The organism is Priestia sp. FSL R5-0597, from assembly GCF_038006305.1.
Classification (GTDB): Bacteria; Bacillota; Bacilli; order Bacillales; family Bacillaceae_H; genus Priestia; species Priestia zanthoxyli.
Genome location: NZ_JBBOUZ010000001.1, coordinates 1957667 through 1980666 on the forward strand (window position 1 = coordinate 1957667; position 23000 = coordinate 1980666).

Below are 23000 nucleotides of genomic sequence, written 5' to 3' on the forward strand. Positions count from 1 at the left end.
CCAAACAGTGTAGGGGGAGTTATGAAAGTGATTGTTACGACTGCTGGTCGAACAAATGAACAGATGATTGTAAAAGCCAAACAGGTAGCCGCTGATTTAAGTATACCTTTTGTAACAAGAGAGAAGAAATCTGTTGCAGATCTTCAAAATCTTGAAGCGGCAGACGTGCTGGTTGTCGGTAAAAATAGAGTAGAGTTGCACGTCCAAAATGAAGGGGAACCTATTTTTTTTCATCCAAACTCCGCTATGTTTAGAGTGAAGAGATGGCTGCGGGGAGAACGTGATCCGTTTATTGAAGCTGCTGGTTTAGAAAAAGGAATGAGCGTGCTTGACTGTACACTTGGTCTTGCATCGGATAGTATGATGGCGAGCGTAGCGGTAGGGAAAAGTGGGAAAGTTGTCGGACTAGAAGGCAACCGCTATGTAGCTTATTTAGTCAAACAAGGACTTTTAAATTGGGAAAGTGACGTACAAGAGTTGAATGATGCAATGAAGCGTATAAACGTGGTTCATCAAAATTTTGAATCGTTTTTGGCGTGTTGTGAAGATAATTCTTTTGATGTTGTCTACTTTGATCCGATGTTTCAAGAACAAATTGAGGAATCGAATGGAATTAATGGTATTAAAGCAATAGCACTGTATACCACGCTGACGCCAATGGCTATACAAGAAGCAAAAAGAGTAGCCAAACAAAAGGTCGTGCTAAAAGATCATTGGAAAAGCAGTCGTTTTAAAGAGCATGGATTTACTGTGCAAAAACGAAAAACATCAAAATTTCATTACGGGACAATCGATATACAAAAATAACCAAAAAAGTAAAATTAATTACGCTCATTGAAAAGACTTCCAAAACCTTTTAGGAATTAAAAAGTTTTGGAAGTTTTTTTTATGAATTTCATCTAAAGTTCATAAAAGTATGATATATTTTTGAACATAAAAATACTTTTGTGTTTAAGCATCCAGCAAAAAAGGAATATCTTGTATAGGTTTCCGCTCGGTGTGACAACCTCAAACAGAAGAAGGAAGGTGGTAACTGAAAAGTCGTCAAATGCCCGTAGACAGCATAAATGAATAAGCAAATATAGGTAAAAAATTAATAAGTATGTTACAATACCTAGTGAGTTATGATAATGAATTTTACAATATGAAAAGACCATATGGGAAAAGATGAGAAAGGAAAGATACGAATGCCTAGATGGATAAAAAGAATGCTAATTGTATTTATTACAGTATTTACATTTGGGCTTGTCACTCCACCAGAATATTTATACGTTGATGATGCAAAAGCGGACAAGCAACATAAAGCAGGGTATGTAAGAGAAACAACTCCTGTCACAGCTGTTATAGAAGATATTCATTTGCCATATGAAGAATCAAAATATGAAGACGTTTCATCATTTGTTACGTATGCAATGGAATCAGCTGAAAAACAGTCAGTGGAAAAATTCGGAACAAAAATTGGTCCTGTCATTGAAGATGAATTTCGTCAAGCAGTGTTACCTAAAATTGAAGAAGTGCTGACCGACATTGGCACTGAACGTGAACAGTCAATTCAGAATCTCGAGATAAGCGAGCACCCTGCTGCTGGCTACGGTGAAAAGATTTTCCATGTATATGACCGGGAAACCGGTCAGGACTTAATACGGTTTCATGTACGGCGTGAAAATCCTCCAAAAGATGGATACTGGTTTAATTTTCACTATCATGCGGCCGCAGATAATTTTCAAAAGCATTATGATTTAGGGAAAATTTATTGGAACCGAAACATGCCGCCTAAGTGGTTCAGCTGATAATAGACACAACATTCTACAATTTCGAAATGTTAGCTTTTTTAAGCTAGCATTTTTTTACGTCTAAAACCGTTATGGTCTAAATAAGCTGAAACATTAGCACAACGATAAAAAAATCGTTTATAATGAAGTCAGACTTCTTACTATAGAATTGTAGGAAGGAACGAATAGACGCTGGAGGTAACACAATGAAACAATTTACGGAAGAAAAACAATTTCGCGAACAAATTAAGAATGAAACACTAAGCGTTGGGATTTTTACGACAACGTGGTGTCCTGATTGCAAACGTTTGGATATGTTTATTGATGAAATCGTTGACGAAAATACAGATAAAGCATGGTTTAAAATTGACAAGGATGAGTTTGAAGAACTTTCTGCTGAAAACAATGTAATGGGTATTCCTTCTCTTCTTGTATATAAAAACGGTGAAAAAATTGCGCACCTGCACAGTGCAAATGCTAAAACGCCTGAAGCGGTCCGTGAATTTTTAGCAACTCTTTAATTCCCTAAGCTGCGAGAGCATTCTCGCAGCTTTTTTTGTGAGAATGGCTATTTCCATTTTTCGATGAGTGGGGTATACTAGGACAAGTGAATAATCGTAAAGCAATAAGGTCTCAATTTAAAGATTGAGTGAAAAGGGAAGTCTGGTGAAAAACCAGCGCGGTCCCGCCACTGTAAGCGCTTTGTGCGTAAGTCAGGAGACCTGCCTTATTGTTAGCTGTGAAACCTTCGAGGAAGGGTGAAGCAGGGTAATGAACATACATATCAAGTATAGTGAACGGATTCTTTTCCTGCTTATCTTGACGTTACCTGCTTTGCTTTCAATTGAAAGTAAAGCTTTTTTATTTTGAAGCTGCTGCCGAGCAGTATACATAGTCAAAGCGGAAAAAACGGGATAGCGCTGCTTTTTGCATGATCATTTGCTTTTTCTTTAACGTGGAGGTTTCGTATTCACAATGAACAATATATAGGGGGAGTATTTAGATGAAAAAATGGCTTTCGTATTCCATTATTGCGCTGTTAGTCATCGTACTTGCTGCATGCGGTGCAGGCAGCCAAAGCAACAGTGATAAAAAAACGAAGCAAGATACAGAACAAACGTCACAAGCTGCGTTTCCAGTGAAGGTAAAAGACGCGCGTGATAAAGAAATTACGTTGAAAAAACAGCCTAAGAAAATTGTTTCATTAATGCCAAGTAATACGGAGATTGTATATGCCCTTGGCCTTGAAAAAGAATTAGTCGGTGTCACAAGCAACGATGATTATCCTAAAAGCGTAAAGAAAAAAGCGCAGGTGGGAGATATGAACGTTAATGCAGAAAAAGTTATTGCTTTAAATCCTGATTTAGTGCTGGCACACGCTTCAAGTATGGGCGTTTCAGATGAAGTATTTAAACAAATTGAAAGTGCGGGTATTCCGGTATTTGTTGTAAAAGATTCAACAACGTTTGATACGGTTTATGATTCTATTACGCAAATTGGTAAATTAACGGGTAAAACAAAAGAAGCTAATCAAACAATTAAAGACATGAAAGAAAAAGTAGCTTCAATTGAGAAAAAAGCAAAAACGATTTCAAAAGAAGATCGTAAAAAAGTATGGATAGAGGTATCGGGAGCTCCTGAGATTTATACAACAGGAAAAGGTACGTTCATGAACGAAATGCTTACTATGATCGGTGCTGATAACGTAGCGGCTAGTGAAAAGGGTTGGGTTAAGTTTTCTGAAGAGCAAGTTGTTAAGTTAAACCCTGACGTTATTATCGCAACGTATGATGCAGACAAAAATGAGATTATGAAGCGTCCCGCTTGGAGCAGCATGACTGCTGTAAAAGAGGGGAACATCGAAAAGGTTGATCAAAACAAAATCAACCGCTTAGGACCTCGTATTGTAGATGGCTTAGAGGACTTAGCAAAAGCAGTATACCCTGAGGTGTACAATAAATAAAAAGAGGGACCATATTCCAGTTCGAATTGAAAAGGGGATTGGTCCCTTTTCACATCTTAAAATTGAAGAACGGCCTGAGCTTTTAATCATGAAAACCGAGACTTCTTATAAAACATACAGCTCAGGCGTTTTAGGAACAGGCATCATGGAAACGGACACCTTTTACAATCGATTTGTTCATAAAGACTATTATTCAGATACTCCTTCTTTAGAGTATGAGCAATATTTGATGAAAGAAAATGTGCGCCATGAGCAAATCGTAGGGTTGATGACAGCGGTTTGGTTAAAAGAAAGAGCGGTTTACTGTTATGAAGGTTACGGAGTAAGAGTAGCTTCCGTGATAACGGCTGGAGTAGGAAACGCAGTGGATATTACAGCTGACGAAGCTGTTCCATTTTATTCCTCTCCCGGTACAATTAATATGTTTTTTTTCGTGGAAGGCACGCTTACGGATGCAGCGTTTTTACAGCTTTTTATTGCCGCTACAGAAGCCAAAACAAAAACGCTGTCACAGCTGGGTGTCATAGATCCAGCTACAAAGACGATTGCTACGGGAACATCTACGGACAGTATCTCAGTTGCAGCGTCTCAGCAAGGACCATTATATGAATATGCAGGCTCTATGACCGCTTTAGGTCAAGCGGTAGCCAAGCTGGTAAAAATAAGCTTAGAGCAGGCACTTAAGGAAAAGAGGTGAAGAAATGAGTATTGCACAAGCGATGATTGCACACCTGACAGCCATGACGATTGCTCTACTCATTGACCGAATCATAGGTGACCCAGAAAATTGGCCGCATCCCGTTCGCTGGTTTGGCAAGTGGATTTATTGGATGGATTCCAGATTAAATAAAGGCGCAGGAAAACGATTCAAAGGATTGCTTCTTGTGATAAGTATGGTGGTGCTCGCAGGAGTTATTCCTTTTTTATTCCTTCATGCTTTGTACGGAGTTCATTTTATACTAGGTGTTTTAGTAGAGGGCGTAATGATTGCGACTACTATATCCACTCGTTCCTTAAGCGAAGCTGCTTATAAGGTGCAAAAGCCGCTTCAGCTAGGAGATATGGAGAAAGCTAGATATGAAGTAAGCATGATTGTGGGACGAGATACGGATCGTTTATCAGAAGGAGAAATTGCCAGAGCGACGGTAGAGACCGTGGCTGAAAATACAAGTGATGGTATTACAGCTCCGCTTTTTTATGCATTTATAGGAGGAGGAGCCCTAGCCTTTTTTTACCGAGCTATTAACACATGCGATTCAATGGTTGGGTATAAAAATGACCGCTACTTTCTGTTCGGCTATTTTAGTGCAAAAACCGATGACGTATTAAACTATATTCCAAGTCGGTTAACTGCAGTGGTGATGACCGCTGTTAATGTAGCGAAAAGCCAATATTCTCTTTGGCATGTAACGAGTTTGATTAAGCGCGATGCTAAGAAGCATCCAAGTCCAAATAGCGGATACGGGGAAAGTGCAGTGGCTGCTCTTTTAGGTATTCAACTCGGCGGGCTTAATACATATAAAGGCATAGAATCTAATCGTGCAAAAATGGGCGAACCACTCATTCCCCTGCAAGCCGGTCATATTGAACAAGCTGTTTTCATTATGAAAAGGACGGTCTATGCTACGTGGTTATTCTATCTTTTGTTAGGAGGAGTTATTAGTGCTATTACCTACACATGGAGCTAACCCCAATGTCTTTTTAAAAGCAATAGGGGCCGAGAATTTGTCGCATCTAAAAGACTTTAGCGTAAACACAAATCCTTTAGGGGCTCCCCTTGTTCTTCACGAAAAGTGGAACGAATTCAAGGAAGCTGCGTTTAGTTACCCTGATCCTGAAGTAACAGAACTAAAAAATAAACTTGCAGCTCATCATCATGTTTCCGCTGCCCAAGTGCTGCCCACAAATGGGGCCGCTGAAGCGTTTTTCCTTATTGCTTCTTTATTTTCAGGAGAGAAAGCGGGGATTGTACAGCCGACGTTTGTCGAATACGAACAGGCAAGTAAAGCGTATGGATGTGAAGTGACGTACGTTCCTTTAGCTGAAGAAAATGGCTGGAGCTGGGATATAGAGTTGATTATGAGTATTCTTCCGGATATAAAAGTACTATGGATTTGTCACCCAAATAATCCAACGGGCGTTATATATAGTCACCAGGAATGGATGAAAGTAGTAAAAGCTGCTGCTCATCATGGTACATACTTAATAATTGATGAAGCATTTATTGATTTTGTCGAACATCAGCCTTCATTTGATTCTCTTATTCTAAACTATGAACATCTCATTGTTGTGCGTTCGATGACAAAGATGTTTAATATTGCGGGGCTTCGCCTTGGCTATATTTTGGCAAATGAAAAAATCATTAGCAAGATGTCTAAAAAACAACCTCCTTGGAGTGTAAACGGATTGTCGCAGCAAGTAGGGATGATATGTGTAGATGAAAAAGATTTTGTGAAAAAAACCGTACATTATATTAAACAAGAACGAAAACGGATCTTGAGTCAACTAGAAGAATGGGGGCTTTTGGTTTCTCCGTCTCAAACAAACTATTATCTTTGCAGCGTTCCGTCTTCTATTAAAACGCGCGACTGGCTTATCTATTTAGCAAGCCGCGGTGTGGTAGCTCGGCATACTGAAAACTTCCCATTTTTAAATGGACGCTATATCCGTTTGGCTGTGAAAACGAAAGAAGAAAATGACTATTTACTTAACGTAATCAAACAAGGACTCGATGAAATATGATCATCTTTATTAGCGGAGGGGTTCGAAGCGGCAAATCACGTGCAGCGGAGAACATGGTTCAAACTTTTTGTACAAAGCGCGCTGTTTATATTGCCACAAGCCGGCAAACAGATAGTGAAATGCAAAAACGTATCCAGCTTCATCAAACAGAACGTCAAGCGGCGAACACGCCTTGGGCAACGATCGAGCAGTCTGTAGATTTACAACAAATTCTTCCAAACCTTCGAAGTGATGATACTATACTCTTGGACTGTGTCACAAACTGGCTTGCCAATGAGCTTTTTTTAACCGAAAAAAGGTGGCAAACAAAAGAAGGTAAACAAGAGGTTTTTCGTCAGATGATAGAAGCGCTCGATAAGCTGTTTGCGCAGTCTCAGACGGTGGTGCTAGTATCTAATGAACTGTTTGAAGAGGGCGTGTTAGAGGAGCCGACATATAGCTATATGCATATGTTAGGGAAATTACATCAGTATATTGTAGAAAAAGCAGATGTGGCTATTTGTGTAGAAGCGGGACTTTCCCGTTTTAAAAAAGGAAAGGAATGTGTAAGCAAATGAAAGAATGGATAGCCATACTACGAATCTCTCTTCAGTTTTTTACGATCTTACCACTGGCTAAAACCGTTCAATGGACTGAAAAAAGAACGGCACGCTCACTTTTTGTCCTGCCTTGGATTGGCATATTACTAGGTTTAATGTTTTATAGCTTTTTACAGCTGCTTCACTATTCACCCATCACTGCTATTGTTAGCAGTATTTTAGTTTTGCTTTTGCCGCTTGTTTTAACGGGTGGTCTTCATGTAGACGGGTGGATGGATGTAAGTGATGCGTATTTTTCCCATCAGTCAAAGGAAAAGAAACTGCAGATTTTAAGCGATCCGCACGTTGGGTCTTTTGCTATTCTTTCTCTTATTGTTCTGCTTCTGCTGCGCTTTAGTGCAATCTATGAATTAACGTCTCTTTCTTCTTTATCGGTTTGGGCATGTATAACCGTCTTTACACTTCCAAGAATCGGAGCCGCTTTCTTAGTCATGAGAGATAAGCCCGCTAAAGATACGGGGCTTGCTGCTTATTTTCAAAAAGGAGTCACCAAATGGTCTATTTATGCATTTATCGTCATGAGCCTATTCTTAGTTGCTATTTTCATTGTTTTTATAGACAATAAATTCATTATCTTTTTCTTTGCCGGTTTTTTATGGCTCTGGATACGGTTTTATCGTTCGCAGTTTGGTGGCGTAACAGGAGATGTTATAGGTGCAACCATTGAAGGAGGAGAAACGTTTTTATGGATAATTCTTTGGTTATCACATGTATTCGCCATGGCATGACGCTTGAAAATCAACAAAAAAAATATATAGGGTGGAGTGATCCGCCTTTAAGTATAGAAGGGAAAAATGAATTAAAAGAGCTTTCTCTAGAGCCGGAGCTCGTTATTTCCAGTGACTTAAAAAGAGCGCTAGAAACAAGTTCAATTGTTTTTCCTAAATCTCAGGTGATTAAAAGGGAAAGTTGGCGTGAGCTGCATTTTGGAGATTGGGAAGAGAAGACGTATGAAGATTTAAAAAACATACGGGCATATAGAAATTGGATCGATCACTGGGCAGAACATACGCCTCCGAATGGTGAAAGCTTCTCAGGATTTTCAAACCGAGTTTGGGAAGCTTGGGAAGAAGCGGTCGATTTGGCGGCTAGTCAGCAATTGCGTCACATTGCTATTGTTTCACACGGCGGACCACTGCGTTTACTTGCGTCCCATTTTAAACAGACAGCGTCGCTTTGGGATGTTTCTTTTTCTTATGGAGAAGGTTTTTCAGTAACGTGCACATACAAACAGGCAAAGGAGAGAAGAGCATGCATTTCGTATTCGGCGGTGCATTTACCGGCAAAAGAAAATGGGTGAAGCAGCAGTATGCCAGTGAGTCGATAAAATGGCATTGTTTGTATGAAGACCCCGTTTTACCGGCCATTGAGTTTGAAGAAAGTTACATTGTGCTAGAAGGATTTGAGCACTATGTTAAGGAATTAATACATAGCGAGCTGGAGGCTCCGCATCTTGTTGTTAAAAAGGTCATACAGAAGTGGAGAGACAGCGGTGTATGGGAACAGTTAATAGTGATTGGAACTGAAGTCGGCAAAGGCATTGTTCCTTTAGATCCAATAGAGCGGCAGTGGAGAGATGAATGCGGGTATGCGTATCAGCATTTGGCGGCACATGCCCAGAAAGTAGATCACATTTGGTACGGAATTGCTAATCGATTGAAGGAGGAAATACAATGAACATTTACACAAAAACAGGGGACAAAGGGCAGACAAGCTTAATTGGAGGAAGAGTAAATAAAGATGATATTCGAGTGGAAGCATACGGGACGATTGATGAGCTAAATGGCTTTGTAGGTCAAGCGATTTATCAGCTGGATGAAGCAACATTAAAAGATGTAAAAGAAGAGCTAATTACGATTCAGCATGAGCTTTTTGACTGTGGAAGTGATTTAGCATTTGCAAAAGATGATCATCCGTACAAAGTAACGAATGACATGATAGCAGTACTTGAAAAGCGCATTGATGTCTATATGTCAGAAGCGCCGGCCATTGAGCGTTTTATTTTACCTGGAGGCACACCTGCAGCGACAACGCTTCATATTTGTCGGACGATTACACGCCGCGCAGAACGGCTTGTTGTTGGCGTGCAGCGTGAGCATAAAATTAATGTGGCGGTGCTTCAGTATTTAAATCGTTTATCCGATTATTTCTTTGCTGCGGCTCGAATCGCTAACGCGCGAGAAAATGTACAAGACGTAGAGTATATTCGCAGTGCCAAAGTATTTAAACAACCTAAAAAATAATGTATAAAAAACGGTCGAGCTAAAAGCGATCGTTTTTTTTTTTTTTTTGAGCTATTTCGATAGGCAAAATAAAGCTATAAAAAAGAGGTAAATGCATCTATAATGATAAGAGACAGAGAGATAAAGAAAAGAGGTTGAGAAATGAATCAAGATTCTAAACGAGCAGGTATTGTTTATACAGCCAGCGCTTACGTTATGTGGGGGCTTTTTCCGCTTTACTGGAAGCTTCTTGGCGAGGTGAATGCGAATGAAATACTCGCTCACCGCGTTATATGGTCATTTGTTTTTATGCTTTTACTTTTGCTTGTGACAAAGCAAATGAGTTCTTTAAAGAAGACGCTTGGTTTATTATTTCGTAATACGAAACAAGCGGTCATTTTATTTGTGGCTTCAGTGCTAATCAGCATCAACTGGTTCGTTTACATTTGGGCGGTTAACCATAATCATATTATTGAAACAAGTTTAGGTTACTACATCAATCCGCTCGTTAGTATTTTGCTTGGCATAGTCGTTTTAAAAGAGAAGCTTAATTTTTGGCAAGGTGCTTCTGTTGGATTGGCTGCTATAGGTGTTATCGTTATGACAGTTACATACGGACATATCCCATGGGTATCATTAAGCTTAGCGTTTAGCTTTGGTTTGTACGGTCTTGTAAAAAAGACTATTCAGTTAGAAGCAAAAGTAGGATTAACGATTGAAACGATGATGGTTGCACCTATTGCAGTTATTTATTTTATTTTTCTTTTAGTGAAAGGATCTTCAAGTTTTTCCCTTCAGTCGCTTGATGTGAGTGCTCTTTTAATTGGAGGCGGTGTTGCTACAGCTATGCCACTATTGTATTTCGCTAAAGGAGCCCCGCTTATTCCGCTATCGATGGTCGGTTTTTTGCAGTACATTGCTCCTACCATGACGCTTTTATTAGGGGTATTCGTGTATCACGAACCGTTTTCTAGCGTGGAAATGATTGCCTTTTTGTTCATTTGGGGCGGGTCGGTTATGTTCATTTTATCTAAAACTAAGTTCATGAGCTCTCATCAGCCGAAATTCTTTAAAGGGCGTTCAGCTTAACGGACAAAAAAGCGGATATCTTTAGATATGCGCTTTTTTGTCTGCTGTAAAGAAATAAAAACGGAGACGGAAAAGTCACCGTATGTATACTTTATAGCTTCCGCTTGAAATGAGCGTTCAACTGACCTTGAAGCATTTGGTTTTTTACTTCTTTCATTTTTCTCGCTTCATCTTTTTTAGCCAGTTCTGTGCGTATTTCACTCGTTTGAACTCCTTCTTCTATTCGATCGGCAATATCCATTAATCGTTCGACGTCTGAAAACGAATATTTCCGGATACCCGTATTGGTTCGGTCCGGAAAGAGCAGGCTTCTTTTCTCATAGTAGCGAATTTGTCTTTCTGATAAACCGGTTAATTCTTTTACAATCCCAATAGACATGACTTTTTTATCTCGATATGACGCTTCATTCGTAGACAATCTCCCTCACCCCTGAGTACGTAGTAGTATGTTATTATAAAGGAAAAAAATACAAAAAATTATAACATGTAATACATTCTAACATATATATGTTATATTTTTGAATTACTATGTGAGAAAAAGTGACATAAATAATGAAATAGGGAAAAGAGTCCTATAAACTAATGATTAACTCGATCCCAAGTGGTTAACCATACAGGATAAAGCCTTGTGGTTAATCACTTGCTTTCAAAATGATGAATAGAAAATAAATGTGAGAATATACATAAATTCTAAAAGGGAAGGGCGTTTTACATGGCTGTGCAACAATTGAAAAAAGAAGAGATTATTGAGCTGGCAAAAGAAATTATTGAACTCGATTTGAAAAGAGATGAAAAATTTGAAGAATTGACAGAGTTAGCCGGAAATCGTGCATATGAAATTTTGCGCAGAGTACAAAATGCCTGTTTATAAGTAATAAAAAAATCCCGCCTAGAGCGGGATTTTTAATGAGATTGCTGTTCAAGATTAAATAATTCTTGTTTCATCTTAGTGTGATCGAGGTTTTCACCTATAAAGACAAGAGTGGTGGGCAGCTTCATCATTTCTTTCATATATAGAGGCATGCCGTATGAATATTGAAACGAATACGTATCATTCGAATGAGTGAAGCGCATGTAGCCTTTAATGCGATAAATGGTATCTGGCATTTGGCGAAGCCAATTTTCAAATAATTCAAGATCCACTTTTTTTGTAAACTCATATACAAATGTTTTCAAATGAAGATGATCTTCAACATGAGCCTTATGGTGCGGCTGTTTTTGAGACAGCTGAGCTTTTTGAATCACATCAAGCTTCACGCGGGAAAATGTCGTTAATAATGTCCTTGCACTAGCGTTAATGGATTGAATCTCAAAAAGCAGGGAAGACTTTTCTGACTCAGACAGCATGTCCGTTTTATTTAATAAAATTACATCCCCATGTTTTACTTGTTCTTGAAGAAGTTTTTGAAGTTGAATGCTTAAGGAACCACGTTCTTTCCATCTTGTCGCATCCAGTGTGGTGATAATACTTTTAATCGTAACTTGATGCGCAAAAAGAGGAGACATACAAGCATCTAATACTTCAATGGGATGGGCAACTCCCGTTGTTTCTATATAGATAGCATCCAATGTGTTCTCCTGTAAAAGTGAATGAAGCTGCGTTTCAAATTGACCTTGAATCGTACAGCACACGCAGCCATTTAGCAATTCTTTTAACGGCGTGTCTTCTTCTACTTCATTTGAGTCAATCGAAACTTGGCCAAGCTCATTCATCACAACAGCAATATTGCGATTACGATCTTTTTCTTGCTGAAGCAGCTGTTTAAGCAACGTTGTTTTTCCGCTTCCTAAAAATCCAGATAAAATGTAGATTTCTGTTTTCATTTCAGTCTCTCCTATGTAAATAACATTATTTAAATCGGAATTTTTCCGATTACGGGTTGGTAAATCGTATATCCAAGAGGGGATAAATGTCTAAACGTAAATTTTTATGCTTTTTTGTATTCATTATAACAACTTTAAAAGCGCTATGGCTATCTTTTGTAGAAAACTCAAAATACAATGAAATAAGAATATTATAAAATTTCAAACTAGCTGTGCTACAATAAAAGAAAAAGAAAAGGGGAGCAAAAGTTATGCGAATATTAGTTTTAGGCGCAGGCGGCGTTGGCGGTTATTTTGGAGGCAGGCTTGTGGAAAAAGGAGAAGATGTTACTTTCCTTGTCAGAGAACGCAGAAAAAAAGAGCTGGAACAAAACGGACTTGTGATTAAAAGTGCACACGGTGACTTCACTTCACCTGTACAAGCTATTACAAAATCTGAGGTAAAAGGACCTTATGATGTTATTTTGTTCACAACGAAGGCTTATCATCTTACACAAGCAATTGAAGATGTCCGTCCTTTTGTAGGGAATCAGACCGTTGTAATACCTTTGTTAAACGGTATGGCTCATGTCGCTCCATTGCAGGAAGCTTTTGGGGAAGAGAAAGTCATTGGAGGGCTGTGCTTTATTGAAACTACTTTAAACCAAGATGGAGAGGTCGTCCAGACGAGTCCTGCTCACAGACTTGTATTTGGTGAATTTAAGCAGAAGGACACAGAACGATTACAACTGATTGAGCAAGCGTTCAGTGGTACAAAAGCTTCGTTTGTGAAAAGTTCATATATTGAACAGGATATGTGGCATAAGTATTTGTTTATTACGGTTATGTCAGGCATGACTACTCTTATGCGCGCACCTGTTGGACCAGTTTTAGCAGCAAAAGGCGGGCGTCAATTTGTGCAAGAACTTTTTAAAGAAGTGGAAAATATTATGATGGCCTACGATGCACCATTAGCCGAAGGAATCATTGAACAGCATATGAATACGATGGACAAAATGACGTATGACATGAAGTCATCGATGCAGCGCGACATGGAAAAAAGCTCTCAAATTGAAGGAGACCACCTTCAAGGATATTTGCTGAAGTTAGCTGAAAAATCGTCTATACACGTACCGCTTCTTCAAACTGTACATACGCATCTAAAAGTATATGAAGAAATGTTAAAAGGTTATCAAAAATAATGACAGCAAAAATTGATTTAGCAGTCATGCAAGTATTGCAAAAGCTGCTAAGTACAGCAGAAATGGGACAATTGCCTTCCGCTCCTGGCATTTATTTTTTCTTTGATGAACCCGGCAGGCTTTTGTATATCGGAACCACGACGGGCTCTCTATCAGAAAGAGTAAGAGCTCACGTTGCAGGAAAAGGTGTTAGCAATACAAAAAAATTCCACAAAGAAATTCATGCGGTTGGATATATTGAAGTTCATGGATTAAAAAAAGAATTAGATATGTTGAGAACGATGCTTGTAAATGGTTATTTTCCAAAATACAATAAACAAGATGTAAAAAGAGAAAATGAATACGACATTTACACCGTTCACGGCAGAGTCCTTAGGGATACAGGAGTTAACAAGAAAAAAGTCTCTAAGCGAAAAACGGTGCTAAAGCCAACGTTAAAAGAGATAGAGATTCGTCAAGAAAACAGCGATATTACATATGCACGAGTCGCAAATATGAATGCTGAAGATCGAGTGAAAAAATTGTGGTCTTGTCAAGAAGCAGGAGCGCAGCTACATCTTCCGGAGTCGAAAGTGTTAGCAATAAGTGACCGGCTCTTAAAAGAACAGTATACATTTCAGCGAGATATGAAAAAGAATATGATGTTTACGATGCGGGATTTAGTTGTTATTCAAGTGTTGTTAAATTTAAATCCGACTCATGATTTGAAAAAGAGAGAAATAAAGGAAGCCATCAGTTTAGTGCGTAAATTTGGCATAGAAGAAGCTCTTCGCATCTCTGAAAAATTACTCAAAACGTAATAAAATCCATGATCATTGTGATCATGGATTTTATCATTTATCATTCGCGCTTAAGCTAATTCGTCAATAACTTTTGGTAGAGCCATAATGGAAATAACGCAAAGTGAACTGACAACTTGATGCATTTCAAAAATGGCAATGATGAATAACATCAGTGATATATATAATTGAAGGCCTTTTAATCCCCACGGCTTGCGATCGAAAAAAAAGTCGCTAAGTACAAATACAAAGAAAATGAGCGAACTGAACAAAATAATCATGGATGTAGACATAGAACGATCATAAGCAATGATAAATAACAAAGCGAGAAGCGACACAACAGATATAACTTTTAATGTTTTAATCATCGTGTTTTTATTCACTTTTTTCACCTTCATTTGTAGGATTGATCTTTCATCCTCATTTTATAGGATAGTCAAAAGTTCTAAAAGTCAAACGAATAAATCATAACAACAATTTAACATCTTTATACTACATTTACATTGAGAGAAAAAAATGGGCGGGTTTTGAGCTTTGTGCACTTCATTGACGCGTGCAAAGAACAAGTGCTATAGTATGTTTGCTCTAAAAGCTAAAGGAGCAAAGTTTTCAAAGGACGTGACTATGTGAACGAAACACTATTAGTAATTGATGGATTTAATTTATTAAGCCGCTGTTATTTTGCTACTTCTTATGGAAGAGATGAAGCAGCGTTGACAAGAAACAGTAAGGGCCAATTTACGAATGCCCTGAGAGTAACGATTCAAAAAATGCATGCATTGATTCACCAATATGAGCCAAGCCATATTTTCGTCGCTTGGGATGTTAAACGCGAGGATACAAAACGTAAAGATACATACGCTTTATATAAGCAAACAAGAGCAGAGCTGCCTGATCCGCTGATTCAGCAGTACGAAACGTTAAAGCAATTTTTTGATACAGTAGGCATTTATCAAATGTCATTGTCTTCTTATGAAGCAGATGATTTAATTGGAGCACTTGCAAGCAAGTGGAGTAAGGAAAAGCAAAGTCCAGGGTACATCTATAGCAACGACCGAGACTTGCTTCAGCTCCTAGATCAACATATTTCGCAAATTATTGCTAAAAAGCAGGTTGGCGATCTTGTTTATGGCTTTAAGCACTTTCAAGAAGAATATAATATTCATCCTCGTCAATGGGTGGACGTAAAAGCATTGCTTGGTGACAAATCTGATAATATTCCGGGCGTTCCAGGTGTAGGAGAAAAAGCCGCACTGCCTCTTATTCAACAATATGGCTCTATCCATGAAATTTATGCACAAATTGAACAATTAGATCCAGCTTTTAATCGTTACAAAAAAAAGCTGGCAGAAGGAAAAGAACTAGGTATGCTTAGCCGTGAACTCGCTGAGATTATTATAGACATTCAAGAAATCAGTATGTTGAATTGGGAAGAATTAACATTTATGTATGATTATGAACGATGGAATAAAGAAATTCAAAGTCTAGAACTAAACATTAGGATTCGCTCCTGATTTTTAGTACAATACAATTTATGAACATGAGAAAGGAGTAACAAGCGTGCAACCAATTCATAAAGAAACAGTTCAAAAAAAAATACAAACATTTTTAAATAAAGACGTATATGTACACCTTGAAACGACAAACGGTGCATATGCTTCACACGTAAATGAAAAAGTAATGACAGTTGGGGCTTTTATTCGTAATGGTAAAGTCACTATTTCAAACGGAAAGATAACTGGAGAAGGTCCTTATCGTGTAGGTCTTCAAATTGATTTAGGATGGATTTATGCAGAGGGATTAACAGATTGGGAAATTGATGAAGAAGGCAGACTTCTTTTAGCAGGGCATGACTTTGAAGGTCGTTTAGCAGTTGCCCTTCAATTAAGTGAACATCCGTTTTCATAACAGAAAAGAGAGGAGAATAGAACATGGAAGAAAGATTATTAATTGTATTTCCGCATCCTGACGATGAAGCATATGGAGCAGCAGGAATGATCACGCAAGCTAGACAAAAAGGAACCCCCGTTACATATGCTTGTGTTACGCTAGGTGAAATGGGACGAAACATGGGTAGACCGCTGTTTGCTAACCGTGAAACTCTACCTCAAATCCGAAAAAAAGAACTTTTAGATTTAGCAAACGTTTTAGACATTCAAGACTTGCGTATGCTAGGGCTTCGTGATAAAACGCTAGAATTTCTTGATATTGATGTTTTTGCAGATAAAATTGAAGAAATTATTAACGATGTAAAGCCGACTCACATTTTAACGCATTACCCTGGCTTTGCAGTACACCCTGATCACAATGCCACGGGAGCAGCTACGATCCAAGCGGTAAAACGTATGCCAAAAGAAAAGCGTCCGGTTGTTTGGTGTCATGCGTTTTCAAAAGATCGTATTGAACATATTGGAGAACCAGATGTTATTTTTGATGTAACAGCGATGAAAGATAAAAAAATTGAAGCGTTAAAAGCCCATCGTTCTCAAACAGAAGGAATGATGAACGCAATTGACTTCGATCGCTTATCTGACTATCCGCAAATGGAACGTCTATTAACAAGAGAAGAATTCTGGACATATAACTGGGAGTAACAGATGAAAAAACAGCGAATTTTATTTATTGGAGCAGGACGAATGGCTGAAGCCGTAGCGGCTGGCTTGGTTACGAGCAGCGCTGATAGTATTGAGGCAGTGGTGATGTCAAACAACGGAGATATCGGTCGGTTACAGCGAGTTGAAAAAACGTACGGCGTACAAACGACGCAAAATTGGCGCCAGGAAGTTGACAATTCGGACGTTATTATTTTAGCGATGCCTCCCGAGGCGCATCCTTCCGTTCTCAAGGAACTTTCGACTCATTTAAATCAGCAATTTGTTGTAACGTTAGCTGCAGGAATTGGTCCGAGTTATTTAGAAAACCACCTTCCTCAGGAAACGCCTGTCGCTTGGATTATGCCAAATACAGCTGCTATGATTGGGCAATCGATGTCCCTGTATACACTTGGAACTTCTGCAACAAAAGAGCATAAAGAAGTGCTTCAAATGATTTTAAAAGGAATTGGTGAAGCACATGAGTGTTCAGAAAAAGAAGTACATGAGCTAACGGCTGTAACTGGCAGTGCACCTGCGTTTTTATATTATTTTGCAGAATCGTTAATTGATGCAACGACTGCTTACGGTGTGGACGAAAAAACAGCCAAAGATTTAGTTATTCAAATGATGTATGGCTCTGTACAAATGCTGCATGAAACCAAAAATCCTGCGTCTTTAAGAGAGCAAGTAACAACTCCAGGCGGCGCTACTGCCGAAGGATTAAAAGTGATGAAAGAACAAGACTTTTTCTTAACAATGAAGCAGGCAATTGAAGCAACGAATAAAAAAGCAATGGGTGGAAGCTAAAAAAGCTCATACAACCATATGTTAGCTAAAAAATCCGAACTATAGTTCAGCATTCTTTCATTAGAATGTTGAATCAGTTCGGATTTTTTTATGAATAGACTTTCTTAACATAAAAATATGCCTCTTTGGAATCGTTTTTTCTCTATGTGCCGAGCTTTTTTAGTCATCGACAAATCGCTTTTTTGTATCAGAAGTTGGGAGCATGCAGTGCTGCTGTTTGCCAAACCACTTATATCGGTTGCGAGCGATCCAGTTGTATACGATATCTCGAATAGGCACAGGAATGATAATAAGTGCATATAAAAATTTAACGGGTCCATCTAAGCGCTTGGCGATTTTTAAAGCAGCCGTTGATTTTATATATCTTTGTTTTCCATGGATATATACAATGCTGTCTAATTGCTCAGGAAGTAAGCCGTGAGAGGCGAGCTGCTGCTTTCCGAAATCTGATTGAAGAGAGGCGAAAGAAAACAAAGCTTGTTCATCATGTTTAATAATAAATTGAACACTGCTGTTACATAAATTACATATGCCATCAAAAAGAATCAAATGTTTCATTGGACAATTTCGCTCCTATTCCATAAAAAAAGTATAATTACTTGTCATTTTTGAAAAATAAAGGTACGTTTAAAAGATGTGAAAGTGATCCAAATGCAAAGGTAATTCGATTATATAATAAGGACTCATAAGAGTTAAAGGAGAAGGGTATGAAAGAGCAAAACGACGTTGTCTTATACAATAGAATAAAAGAACAAGACAAAAAAGCCCTTGAACTGCTGTATGACAAGTACGAGCGAATTCTTTATTCGTTTGTATACCGGTTAACAAATAGCTCTGATATTGCTGAAGAAGCTGTTCAAGAAGTATTTATTAAGCTGTGGAGAGGAAAGGGAGTTTACAGCGATGAAAAAGGGAAGTTTTCATCATGGCTGTTTACGATTACAAGAAACACCGCGATTGATATGGTGAGAAAAAGAAAAAACGATCCTATTTTCTCAGAAGAAATTTTTGATTTTATTGAAGATGATCATCCTCAGATTGACGAGCACCTTCAGTGGAAAGAAGAACAGCAGAGAGTACGGCACGCTGTATCAAAATTGTCTGAAGACCAAAAAAAGATTATTCAATCCGTTTATTTTAAGGGATTAACGCAGCAAAAAGTAGCAGAAGAGCAGCAAATCCCATTAGGAACAGTAAAGGGTAGGGTGCGATTAGCGTTGCGGAAATTAAAAACATATTTAGGTACCGATGCAGAAGGGAGAGCTGATTCATGAGTATGTGCGATAAACTAATTGATTACTATAATGATCAGTTGACTTCCCATGAGAAAAAAGAGTTTGAAATGCACTTAAAAAACTGTCAAAGCTGTCAGGATGAACTAAAAGAACTGGAGGAAGTTCTTGGAGATCTAACGTATTTGACACCAGAGCAATCTCCTCCTCCAGAAATGAAACAGCGAATACTTGCAAATGTATTCGAAGAAGATCAAGGTGAGACAAAGAGAGAATCAATAGCTTTTAAAAATGAAAAACAATATGCTGCGTCTAAGAAATCAAATAAAAAATCCGTCATTATTGGATTAGCTGCGGCACTTATTTTATCCCTTGTAGGAAACAGCTACTTTCTGTTGAAAGATGGAGACAAAGGCAAACAAGAACCAAATGTTTCGGTTGCTCCTCAAAATGAACCTCTTACATCTGAGAAAACGATGAAGCTGCAGGCAGAGCCGAATGTTTCTGGTGAAGCAACAGCATCTCTGACGAAAAAAGGTGGAAATTTAAATGTGGTCATTCAAGCGAATAACTTGAAAAATGTAAAAGGGAATGAAGTCTATCAGGTATGGCTCATAAAAGGTGATAAGCCTCACCCGGCAGGTGCTTTTGTAACAGATAAAAATGGAAATGGGACAGTGGTCTATACGATGAGCCAAAAAGAACAGAGTGAAAAGTGGGATGTTATGGCCATTACTTTAGAACCGAACGCGAATAATAAGACGCCAAAAGGAAACGTTGTGTTAAGTTCAGCGCTCTAACAAAAACCCTTCTGCTAGCAGAAGGGTTTTTGTTACGTGCAGTTAATCATCTTCAAACTGTATAGCAATGGTTTGATCATTTTCTATCTTATTCAGTCGAATTTCCAATAAACCATTTTTGTACTTAGCGCGAACTGGTTCGTCCGTGTAGTGAAAAGGAAGTTTGACCGTGCGAGAAAATACGCCTGTATGGCGTTCGTTCAGCTTTAGCTTTTGTTTAGATGCTTCATAAGCATAAGGAACGTTCCCTTCAACTGTTAATATATTTGCGTCCAACTTAATTTGAATGTCGTTAGTGGAATGTAGTCCAGGAACTTCAACGACGATAATGCCTTCTTTATCGGTTTCATATAAATCGACGTTTGGAAATCGCTTTGGCAAGATGTGATTTAAATCGCTCCAAAAGTGATTTCCAAGCATATCTTCTACCTTATGCTGAATTGAACCCCAATCAATCTCTTCATATTTTTTACTCAAAGGAACCCCTCCTTATATTCACGTAAATTCCTTCTATATATATGAAAAAAAGAAAATTCAATGCCTGCTTACAAAGAATGAGAAAAATGCGTAAATAAGTGAAAAAATGTGAGGAAAAAAAGAGATTTTGAGTGAAAAAGAAGGATTATGTAGAATAAAAAAAGTATAATTACGTATAGAGCTTTCTATTATTCTAAATGAAAGCAAGTATGTGAAGGGGGAAGTTGAGATGAGAGAAAAGCGTACATCCAGTGGTTTTCTATTAAAACAACGTGCTTTCTTAAAATTATATATGATTACAATGACGGAGCAAGAGCGTCTGTATGGCCTTCGGTTATTAGATGTGTTGAGAGATGAATTTCGACCTTTTGGATTCAAACCTAATCATTCTGAGGTATACAAAGCTCTTCATGACTTGATTGAAGACGGTGTCCTCAAACAGGTGAAGCGTAAAAAAGAAGGAATGAAGCTTCAAGAAGTGGTTTATTATACATTTACAAATGAGGGAGAAGAGAAAGCTAAATTATATAAAAAACAATTAAAAGTAGAGCTGGAGCGGTGTGAAGCTATGATTCAAAAAGCTATTCGTGACAACTTCGGGTCCAAATGAACGTGTCTTTAGTTAGAAAAGACACGTTTTTTCTATAGCTGATTTTGTCGTCTTATGTCGGAATAAAAGTTATAAAATGGGTACAAAGTAGTGTAAAAGATGGATATATAGTTATATTATGGATAAAATACACACTTTTAACATATATGGATGAATTCGATTTTAAAGATTATGCACTATTCATAAATAGTGTACGAATTGATATGATACAAAGTGTATATAAATCTATTTAATGCGTTATTTGCCATATTTTAAGAACTTATAAACCGTTATCAGACCATCATTGAAGCATTTTGGTTTTAGCAACTTTGACGAATTTGACTAGATTTGTATCGAGAAGATATTATTTGTTTACTATGAAAGGAATGGATTTTATGAAGTCTACAGGAATTGTAAGAAAAGTAGATGAATTGGGTCGCGTAGTAATTCCTATTGAATTGCGCCGTATTTTAAATATCAACACAGGTGATCCAGTAGAAATATATGTTGATGAAGATATTATTATTTTACAAAAGTATAGCCCGTATGGTGCTTGCTTAGTAACTGGGGAAATTACGCGTGAAAACTTAACCTTTGGTAATGGAAACGTTGTGTTAAGTAAAAAAGGTGCGGAACAGCTTTTACAAGAGTTAGAGCGTACCTTAAATAAATAAGAAGTTTTAGGTCTTAGTATAGGGAAGAATATCCATCCATCTTTAAACCAAAAAAGAACGTTCTTTTAAGAACGTTCTTTTTTGGTTTAAGCCGTTCGAGAAGATTTATCCTCCTCTAGCAGCTGCTTTTTTTGTATTTTTATCAAACGATACGCAAGTCCTGTTGCTCCTGCAGCGAGCCCAGCAATTAGTCCAACCCAATAGCCAAACGCCTGCAAATCGGTGTATTTTGCTAACACAATGCCTAAAGGTAGACCAATTACCCAATAAGATACCAAGGACATTAAAAAGGTTACATTTACATCCTTATATCCTCGCAGCGCACCTTGAATAGGAGCTTGAAGAGCATCAGAAAGCTGAAAGAAAATTGCATAAATCAAAAAGTGAGAAGTTAATGCCAGTACCTCTGCGTCTTTTGTATATAAGGATGCTACGGATTCTCGAAGAGTAAATAAAAGACCTGCGCAAACAAAAGCCATGCCAACAGCAATTGTTATACCAATTCTGCTATAGCTTCGTGCATCCTGATTCCGTTTAGCACCCGCTTCAAATCCTACAACGATTGTTAAAGCCATCGAAATACTCAGTGGAATCATATAGAGAAATGAGGCAAAATTAATAGCTGCTTGGTGAGAAGCGATTGTAATGGTATTATATGAGCTCATAAACAGCGTGACAGCTGAAAAAATACTTGTTTCGAAAAATACGGAAAAACCGATAGGTAAACCAATTTTTAATATTTCTTTCCAGGCAGAAAATGAGATACGGTGAAATTTTTTAAATAAACCGAAGCTAGAAAAAGGCTCTTTTTTATGAATAATTAAAATCGATATGACAAGTATGCACCAATATGTGATGGCCGTTGCATAACCAGAGCCTACGCCACCCAAGTGAGGGAAGCCCAGCTTACCGAAGATTAATACATAGTTTAAAGCCACATTAATCGGAAGCCCTAAAATGGTGACCAGCATAGACGTACGAGTTTGCCCTAAAGCATCAATAAAGTTTCGTAAAACCGTATAAATAAAAAGCGGAATAATACCAAAAGATAAAGCGATTAAATACTGTTTGGCAATGCGCATCACGTTTGCTTCTAAATTCATTCCTTTTAAGATAGGACTAACAACAAAAAAGCCGATTAAAATGATAACAGCGGCCATTAAAATGGAGACATAAAGCCCTTGAATGACAGAGAACGGAACTTTTTTCTTTTGATTAGCTCCCACCAGCTGTGCAACAATTGGCGTAATAGACATTAAAATTCCGCTTAGCCCTGTAAAAACAGGCACCCATAAGCTCGAACCAATTGCTACCCCTGCCAAGTCATCTGCACTAACTCTTCCTGACATCATCGTATCAAAGAAAGTCATTGAAAACATTCCAAACTGGGTGACCAATATCGGAAATAAAATAAAAACGAACTGCTTAACTTTTTGAGACGTTGAAAACGTTTGTTGCATTAAAAAACCCCCAATTTGAAAACATTTACACCAAAAAGCATTATATCACGCAAAGGCTTGTTTTTGCTAAGAGTTCTGACAATAAATTCAAAGAATGTATCCATAAAGAACACACTTTGAAAGGAAGTAAAAGGTAAAGTAGTATATGATTTTAATTTTGAGACGCGGTGGGATATGATAGAAAGTATAGTAGTTA

General features: G+C 38.0%; 30 protein-coding genes and 1 riboswitch. Of the genes, 24 read left to right on the forward strand and 6 right to left on the reverse strand.

Features of this window, described 5'->3' with window-relative positions; all coding sequences use genetic code 11:
* Positions 1 to 21: 21 nt before the first annotated feature.
* From MKX72_RS09955 to rarD, 13 genes are all read left to right on the forward strand, one after another.
* Entirely contained in the window at positions 22 to 807 is a 786-nt protein-coding gene (locus MKX72_RS09955) for a class I SAM-dependent methyltransferase (protein WP_155008180.1), read from the forward strand.
* 380 nt (positions 808 to 1187) lie between these two features.
* Positions 1188 to 1790, forward strand: coding sequence for a YpjP family protein (locus MKX72_RS09960; RefSeq protein ID WP_186808522.1), 603 nt, complete (start codon positions 1188 to 1190; stop codon positions 1788 to 1790).
* 188 nt (positions 1791 to 1978) lie between these two features.
* Positions 1979 to 2293 (forward strand): thioredoxin family protein, encoded by a 315-nt coding sequence (locus tag MKX72_RS09965; protein ID WP_013056696.1) that lies wholly within the window; start codon positions 1979 to 1981, stop codon positions 2291 to 2293.
* Between the two features lie 90 nt (positions 2294 to 2383).
* Positions 2384 to 2516, forward strand: a riboswitch (cobalamin riboswitch).
* 259 nt (positions 2517 to 2775) lie between these two features.
* Positions 2776 to 3735: an ABC transporter substrate-binding protein gene (locus MKX72_RS09970; protein ID WP_028413644.1), complete on the forward strand. Its 960-nt coding sequence runs from the start codon at positions 2776 to 2778 to the stop codon at positions 3733 to 3735.
* An 88-nt stretch (positions 3736 to 3823) separates the two neighbouring features.
* Positions 3824 to 4432: an adenosylcobinamide amidohydrolase gene (locus MKX72_RS09975; RefSeq protein ID WP_048021298.1), complete on the forward strand. Its 609-nt coding sequence runs from the start codon at positions 3824 to 3826 to the stop codon at positions 4430 to 4432.
* 4 nt (positions 4433 to 4436) lie between these two features.
* On the forward strand, positions 4437 to 5423 hold the full coding sequence (gene cbiB, locus MKX72_RS09980; protein WP_033578767.1) for an adenosylcobinamide-phosphate synthase CbiB: 987 nt from the start codon (positions 4437 to 4439) through the stop codon (positions 5421 to 5423).
* Positions 5398 to 6477, forward strand: a complete 1080-nt coding sequence (cobD, locus tag MKX72_RS09985) for a threonine-phosphate decarboxylase CobD (RefSeq protein ID WP_154991423.1) — start codon at positions 5398 to 5400, stop codon at positions 6475 to 6477. Before cbiB ends, cobD begins: the two co-directional genes overlap by 26 nt.
* On the forward strand, positions 6474 to 7034 hold the full coding sequence (locus tag MKX72_RS09990) for a bifunctional adenosylcobinamide kinase/adenosylcobinamide-phosphate guanylyltransferase (RefSeq protein ID WP_155008178.1): 561 nt from the start codon (positions 6474 to 6476) through the stop codon (positions 7032 to 7034). The genes cobD and MKX72_RS09990 overlap by 4 nt, the downstream gene beginning before the upstream one ends.
* Positions 7031 to 7804: an adenosylcobinamide-GDP ribazoletransferase gene (gene cobS, locus MKX72_RS09995; protein ID WP_028413639.1), complete on the forward strand. Its 774-nt coding sequence runs from the start codon at positions 7031 to 7033 to the stop codon at positions 7802 to 7804. Before MKX72_RS09990 ends, cobS begins: the two co-directional genes overlap by 4 nt.
* Positions 7762 to 8376 carry a histidine phosphatase family protein gene (locus tag MKX72_RS10000; RefSeq protein ID WP_028413638.1) on the forward strand — a complete coding sequence of 205 codons (615 nt, stop codon included), beginning with the start codon at positions 7762 to 7764 and terminating at the stop codon, positions 8374 to 8376. Before cobS ends, MKX72_RS10000 begins: the two co-directional genes overlap by 43 nt.
* Positions 8328 to 8753 (forward strand): bifunctional adenosylcobinamide kinase/adenosylcobinamide-phosphate guanylyltransferase, encoded by a 426-nt coding sequence (locus MKX72_RS10005; protein ID WP_033578770.1) that lies wholly within the window; start codon positions 8328 to 8330, stop codon positions 8751 to 8753. Before MKX72_RS10000 ends, MKX72_RS10005 begins: the two co-directional genes overlap by 49 nt.
* Positions 8750 to 9319, forward strand: a complete 570-nt coding sequence (locus MKX72_RS10010) for a cob(I)yrinic acid a,c-diamide adenosyltransferase (protein ID WP_028413636.1) — start codon at positions 8750 to 8752, stop codon at positions 9317 to 9319. The genes MKX72_RS10005 and MKX72_RS10010 overlap by 4 nt, the downstream gene beginning before the upstream one ends.
* 141 nt (positions 9320 to 9460) lie before the next feature.
* Positions 9461 to 10387 carry an EamA family transporter RarD gene (gene rarD, locus MKX72_RS10015; RefSeq protein WP_033578771.1) on the forward strand — a complete coding sequence of 309 codons (927 nt, stop codon included), beginning with the start codon at positions 9461 to 9463 and terminating at the stop codon, positions 10385 to 10387.
* Positions 10388 to 10478: 91 nt separating this feature from the next.
* Here rarD and MKX72_RS10020 read toward each other — a convergent pair whose 3' ends face one another.
* Positions 10479 to 10805, reverse strand: a complete 327-nt coding sequence (locus MKX72_RS10020; RefSeq protein WP_013082852.1) for a MerR family transcriptional regulator — start codon at positions 10803 to 10805, stop codon at positions 10479 to 10481.
* Positions 10806 to 11099: 294 nt separating this feature from the next.
* Here MKX72_RS10020 and MKX72_RS10025 point away from each other — a divergent pair, with 294 nt between their 5' ends.
* Complete coding sequence (locus MKX72_RS10025; protein WP_013056708.1) at positions 11100 to 11258, forward strand: hypothetical protein; 159 nt, start codon at positions 11100 to 11102, stop codon at positions 11256 to 11258.
* Between the two features lie 32 nt (positions 11259 to 11290).
* Here MKX72_RS10025 and MKX72_RS10030 read toward each other — a convergent pair whose 3' ends face one another.
* Entirely contained in the window at positions 11291 to 12211 is a 921-nt protein-coding gene (locus MKX72_RS10030; protein ID WP_049164227.1) for a CobW family GTP-binding protein, read from the reverse strand.
* A gap of 251 nt (positions 12212 to 12462) precedes the next feature.
* On the opposite strand from MKX72_RS10030, the gene panE reads away from it, so the two are divergent.
* Positions 12463 to 13392: a 2-dehydropantoate 2-reductase gene (gene panE / locus MKX72_RS10035; RefSeq protein ID WP_028413634.1), complete on the forward strand. Its 930-nt coding sequence runs from the start codon at positions 12463 to 12465 to the stop codon at positions 13390 to 13392.
* Positions 13392 to 14192 carry a GIY-YIG nuclease family protein gene (locus MKX72_RS10040; protein ID WP_028413633.1) on the forward strand — a complete coding sequence of 267 codons (801 nt, stop codon included), beginning with the start codon at positions 13392 to 13394 and terminating at the stop codon, positions 14190 to 14192. Before panE ends, MKX72_RS10040 begins: the two co-directional genes overlap by 1 nt.
* A 50-nt stretch (positions 14193 to 14242) precedes the next feature.
* On the opposite strand, the gene MKX72_RS10045 is transcribed toward MKX72_RS10040, so the two are convergent.
* Positions 14243 to 14554 (reverse strand): hypothetical protein, encoded by a 312-nt coding sequence (locus tag MKX72_RS10045; RefSeq protein ID WP_016763842.1) that lies wholly within the window; start codon positions 14552 to 14554, stop codon positions 14243 to 14245.
* Between the two features lie 243 nt (positions 14555 to 14797).
* Here MKX72_RS10045 and MKX72_RS10050 point away from each other — a divergent pair, with 243 nt between their 5' ends.
* From MKX72_RS10050 to proC, 4 genes are read left to right on the forward strand one after another with little or no spacing between them, the layout of a single operon-like run.
* Entirely contained in the window at positions 14798 to 15685 is an 888-nt protein-coding gene (locus MKX72_RS10050; RefSeq protein WP_028413632.1) for a 5'-3' exonuclease, read from the forward strand.
* A 46-nt stretch (positions 15686 to 15731) separates the two neighbouring features.
* Entirely contained in the window at positions 15732 to 16079 is a 348-nt protein-coding gene (locus MKX72_RS10055) for a YojF family protein (RefSeq protein WP_013056714.1), read from the forward strand.
* 23 nt (positions 16080 to 16102) lie between these two features.
* The gene (bshB2, locus tag MKX72_RS10060) at positions 16103 to 16765 is read left to right on the forward strand and encodes a bacillithiol biosynthesis deacetylase BshB2 (protein WP_013056715.1); all 663 of its coding nucleotides are present in this window, start codon (positions 16103 to 16105) and stop codon (positions 16763 to 16765) included.
* Positions 16766 to 16768: 3 nt separating this feature from the next.
* Positions 16769 to 17572: a pyrroline-5-carboxylate reductase gene (gene proC, locus MKX72_RS10065; RefSeq protein WP_155008177.1), complete on the forward strand. Its 804-nt coding sequence runs from the start codon at positions 16769 to 16771 to the stop codon at positions 17570 to 17572.
* A 159-nt stretch (positions 17573 to 17731) separates the two neighbouring features.
* Here the strand turns inward: proC and MKX72_RS10070 are convergent, their stop codons facing one another.
* Positions 17732 to 18130: a thiol-disulfide oxidoreductase DCC family protein gene (locus MKX72_RS10070; RefSeq protein ID WP_155008176.1), complete on the reverse strand. Its 399-nt coding sequence runs from the start codon at positions 18128 to 18130 to the stop codon at positions 17732 to 17734.
* A gap of 149 nt (positions 18131 to 18279) precedes the next feature.
* On the opposite strand from MKX72_RS10070, the gene MKX72_RS10075 reads away from it, so the two are divergent.
* Both MKX72_RS10075 and MKX72_RS10080 read left to right on the forward strand, forming a co-directional pair.
* A complete protein-coding gene (locus tag MKX72_RS10075; RefSeq protein WP_028413629.1) occupies positions 18280 to 18846 on the forward strand; it encodes an RNA polymerase sigma factor in 567 nt (188 codons plus the stop codon).
* Positions 18843 to 19604, forward strand: a complete 762-nt coding sequence (locus MKX72_RS10080) for an anti-sigma factor (protein ID WP_033578774.1) — start codon at positions 18843 to 18845, stop codon at positions 19602 to 19604. The genes MKX72_RS10075 and MKX72_RS10080 overlap by 4 nt, the downstream gene beginning before the upstream one ends.
* 42 nt (positions 19605 to 19646) lie before the next feature.
* Here MKX72_RS10080 and MKX72_RS10085 read toward each other — a convergent pair whose 3' ends face one another.
* The gene (locus MKX72_RS10085) at positions 19647 to 20081 is read right to left on the reverse strand and encodes an Hsp20/alpha crystallin family protein (RefSeq protein WP_013082862.1); all 435 of its coding nucleotides are present in this window, start codon (positions 20079 to 20081) and stop codon (positions 19647 to 19649) included.
* 229 nt (positions 20082 to 20310) lie between these two features.
* Between MKX72_RS10085 and MKX72_RS10090 the strand changes: the two genes are divergently transcribed.
* Positions 20311 to 20691, forward strand: coding sequence for a helix-turn-helix transcriptional regulator (locus MKX72_RS10090; protein ID WP_013056721.1), 381 nt, complete (start codon positions 20311 to 20313; stop codon positions 20689 to 20691).
* A gap of 374 nt (positions 20692 to 21065) precedes the next feature.
* Complete coding sequence (locus MKX72_RS10095) at positions 21066 to 21344, forward strand: AbrB/MazE/SpoVT family DNA-binding domain-containing protein (protein WP_025752053.1); 279 nt, start codon at positions 21066 to 21068, stop codon at positions 21342 to 21344.
* 86 nt (positions 21345 to 21430) lie between these two features.
* Here MKX72_RS10095 and MKX72_RS10100 read toward each other — a convergent pair whose 3' ends face one another.
* Positions 21431 to 22804, reverse strand: a complete 1374-nt coding sequence (locus MKX72_RS10100; protein ID WP_028413627.1) for an MATE family efflux transporter — start codon at positions 22802 to 22804, stop codon at positions 21431 to 21433.
* Between the last annotated feature and the right edge of the window lie 196 nt (positions 22805 to 23000).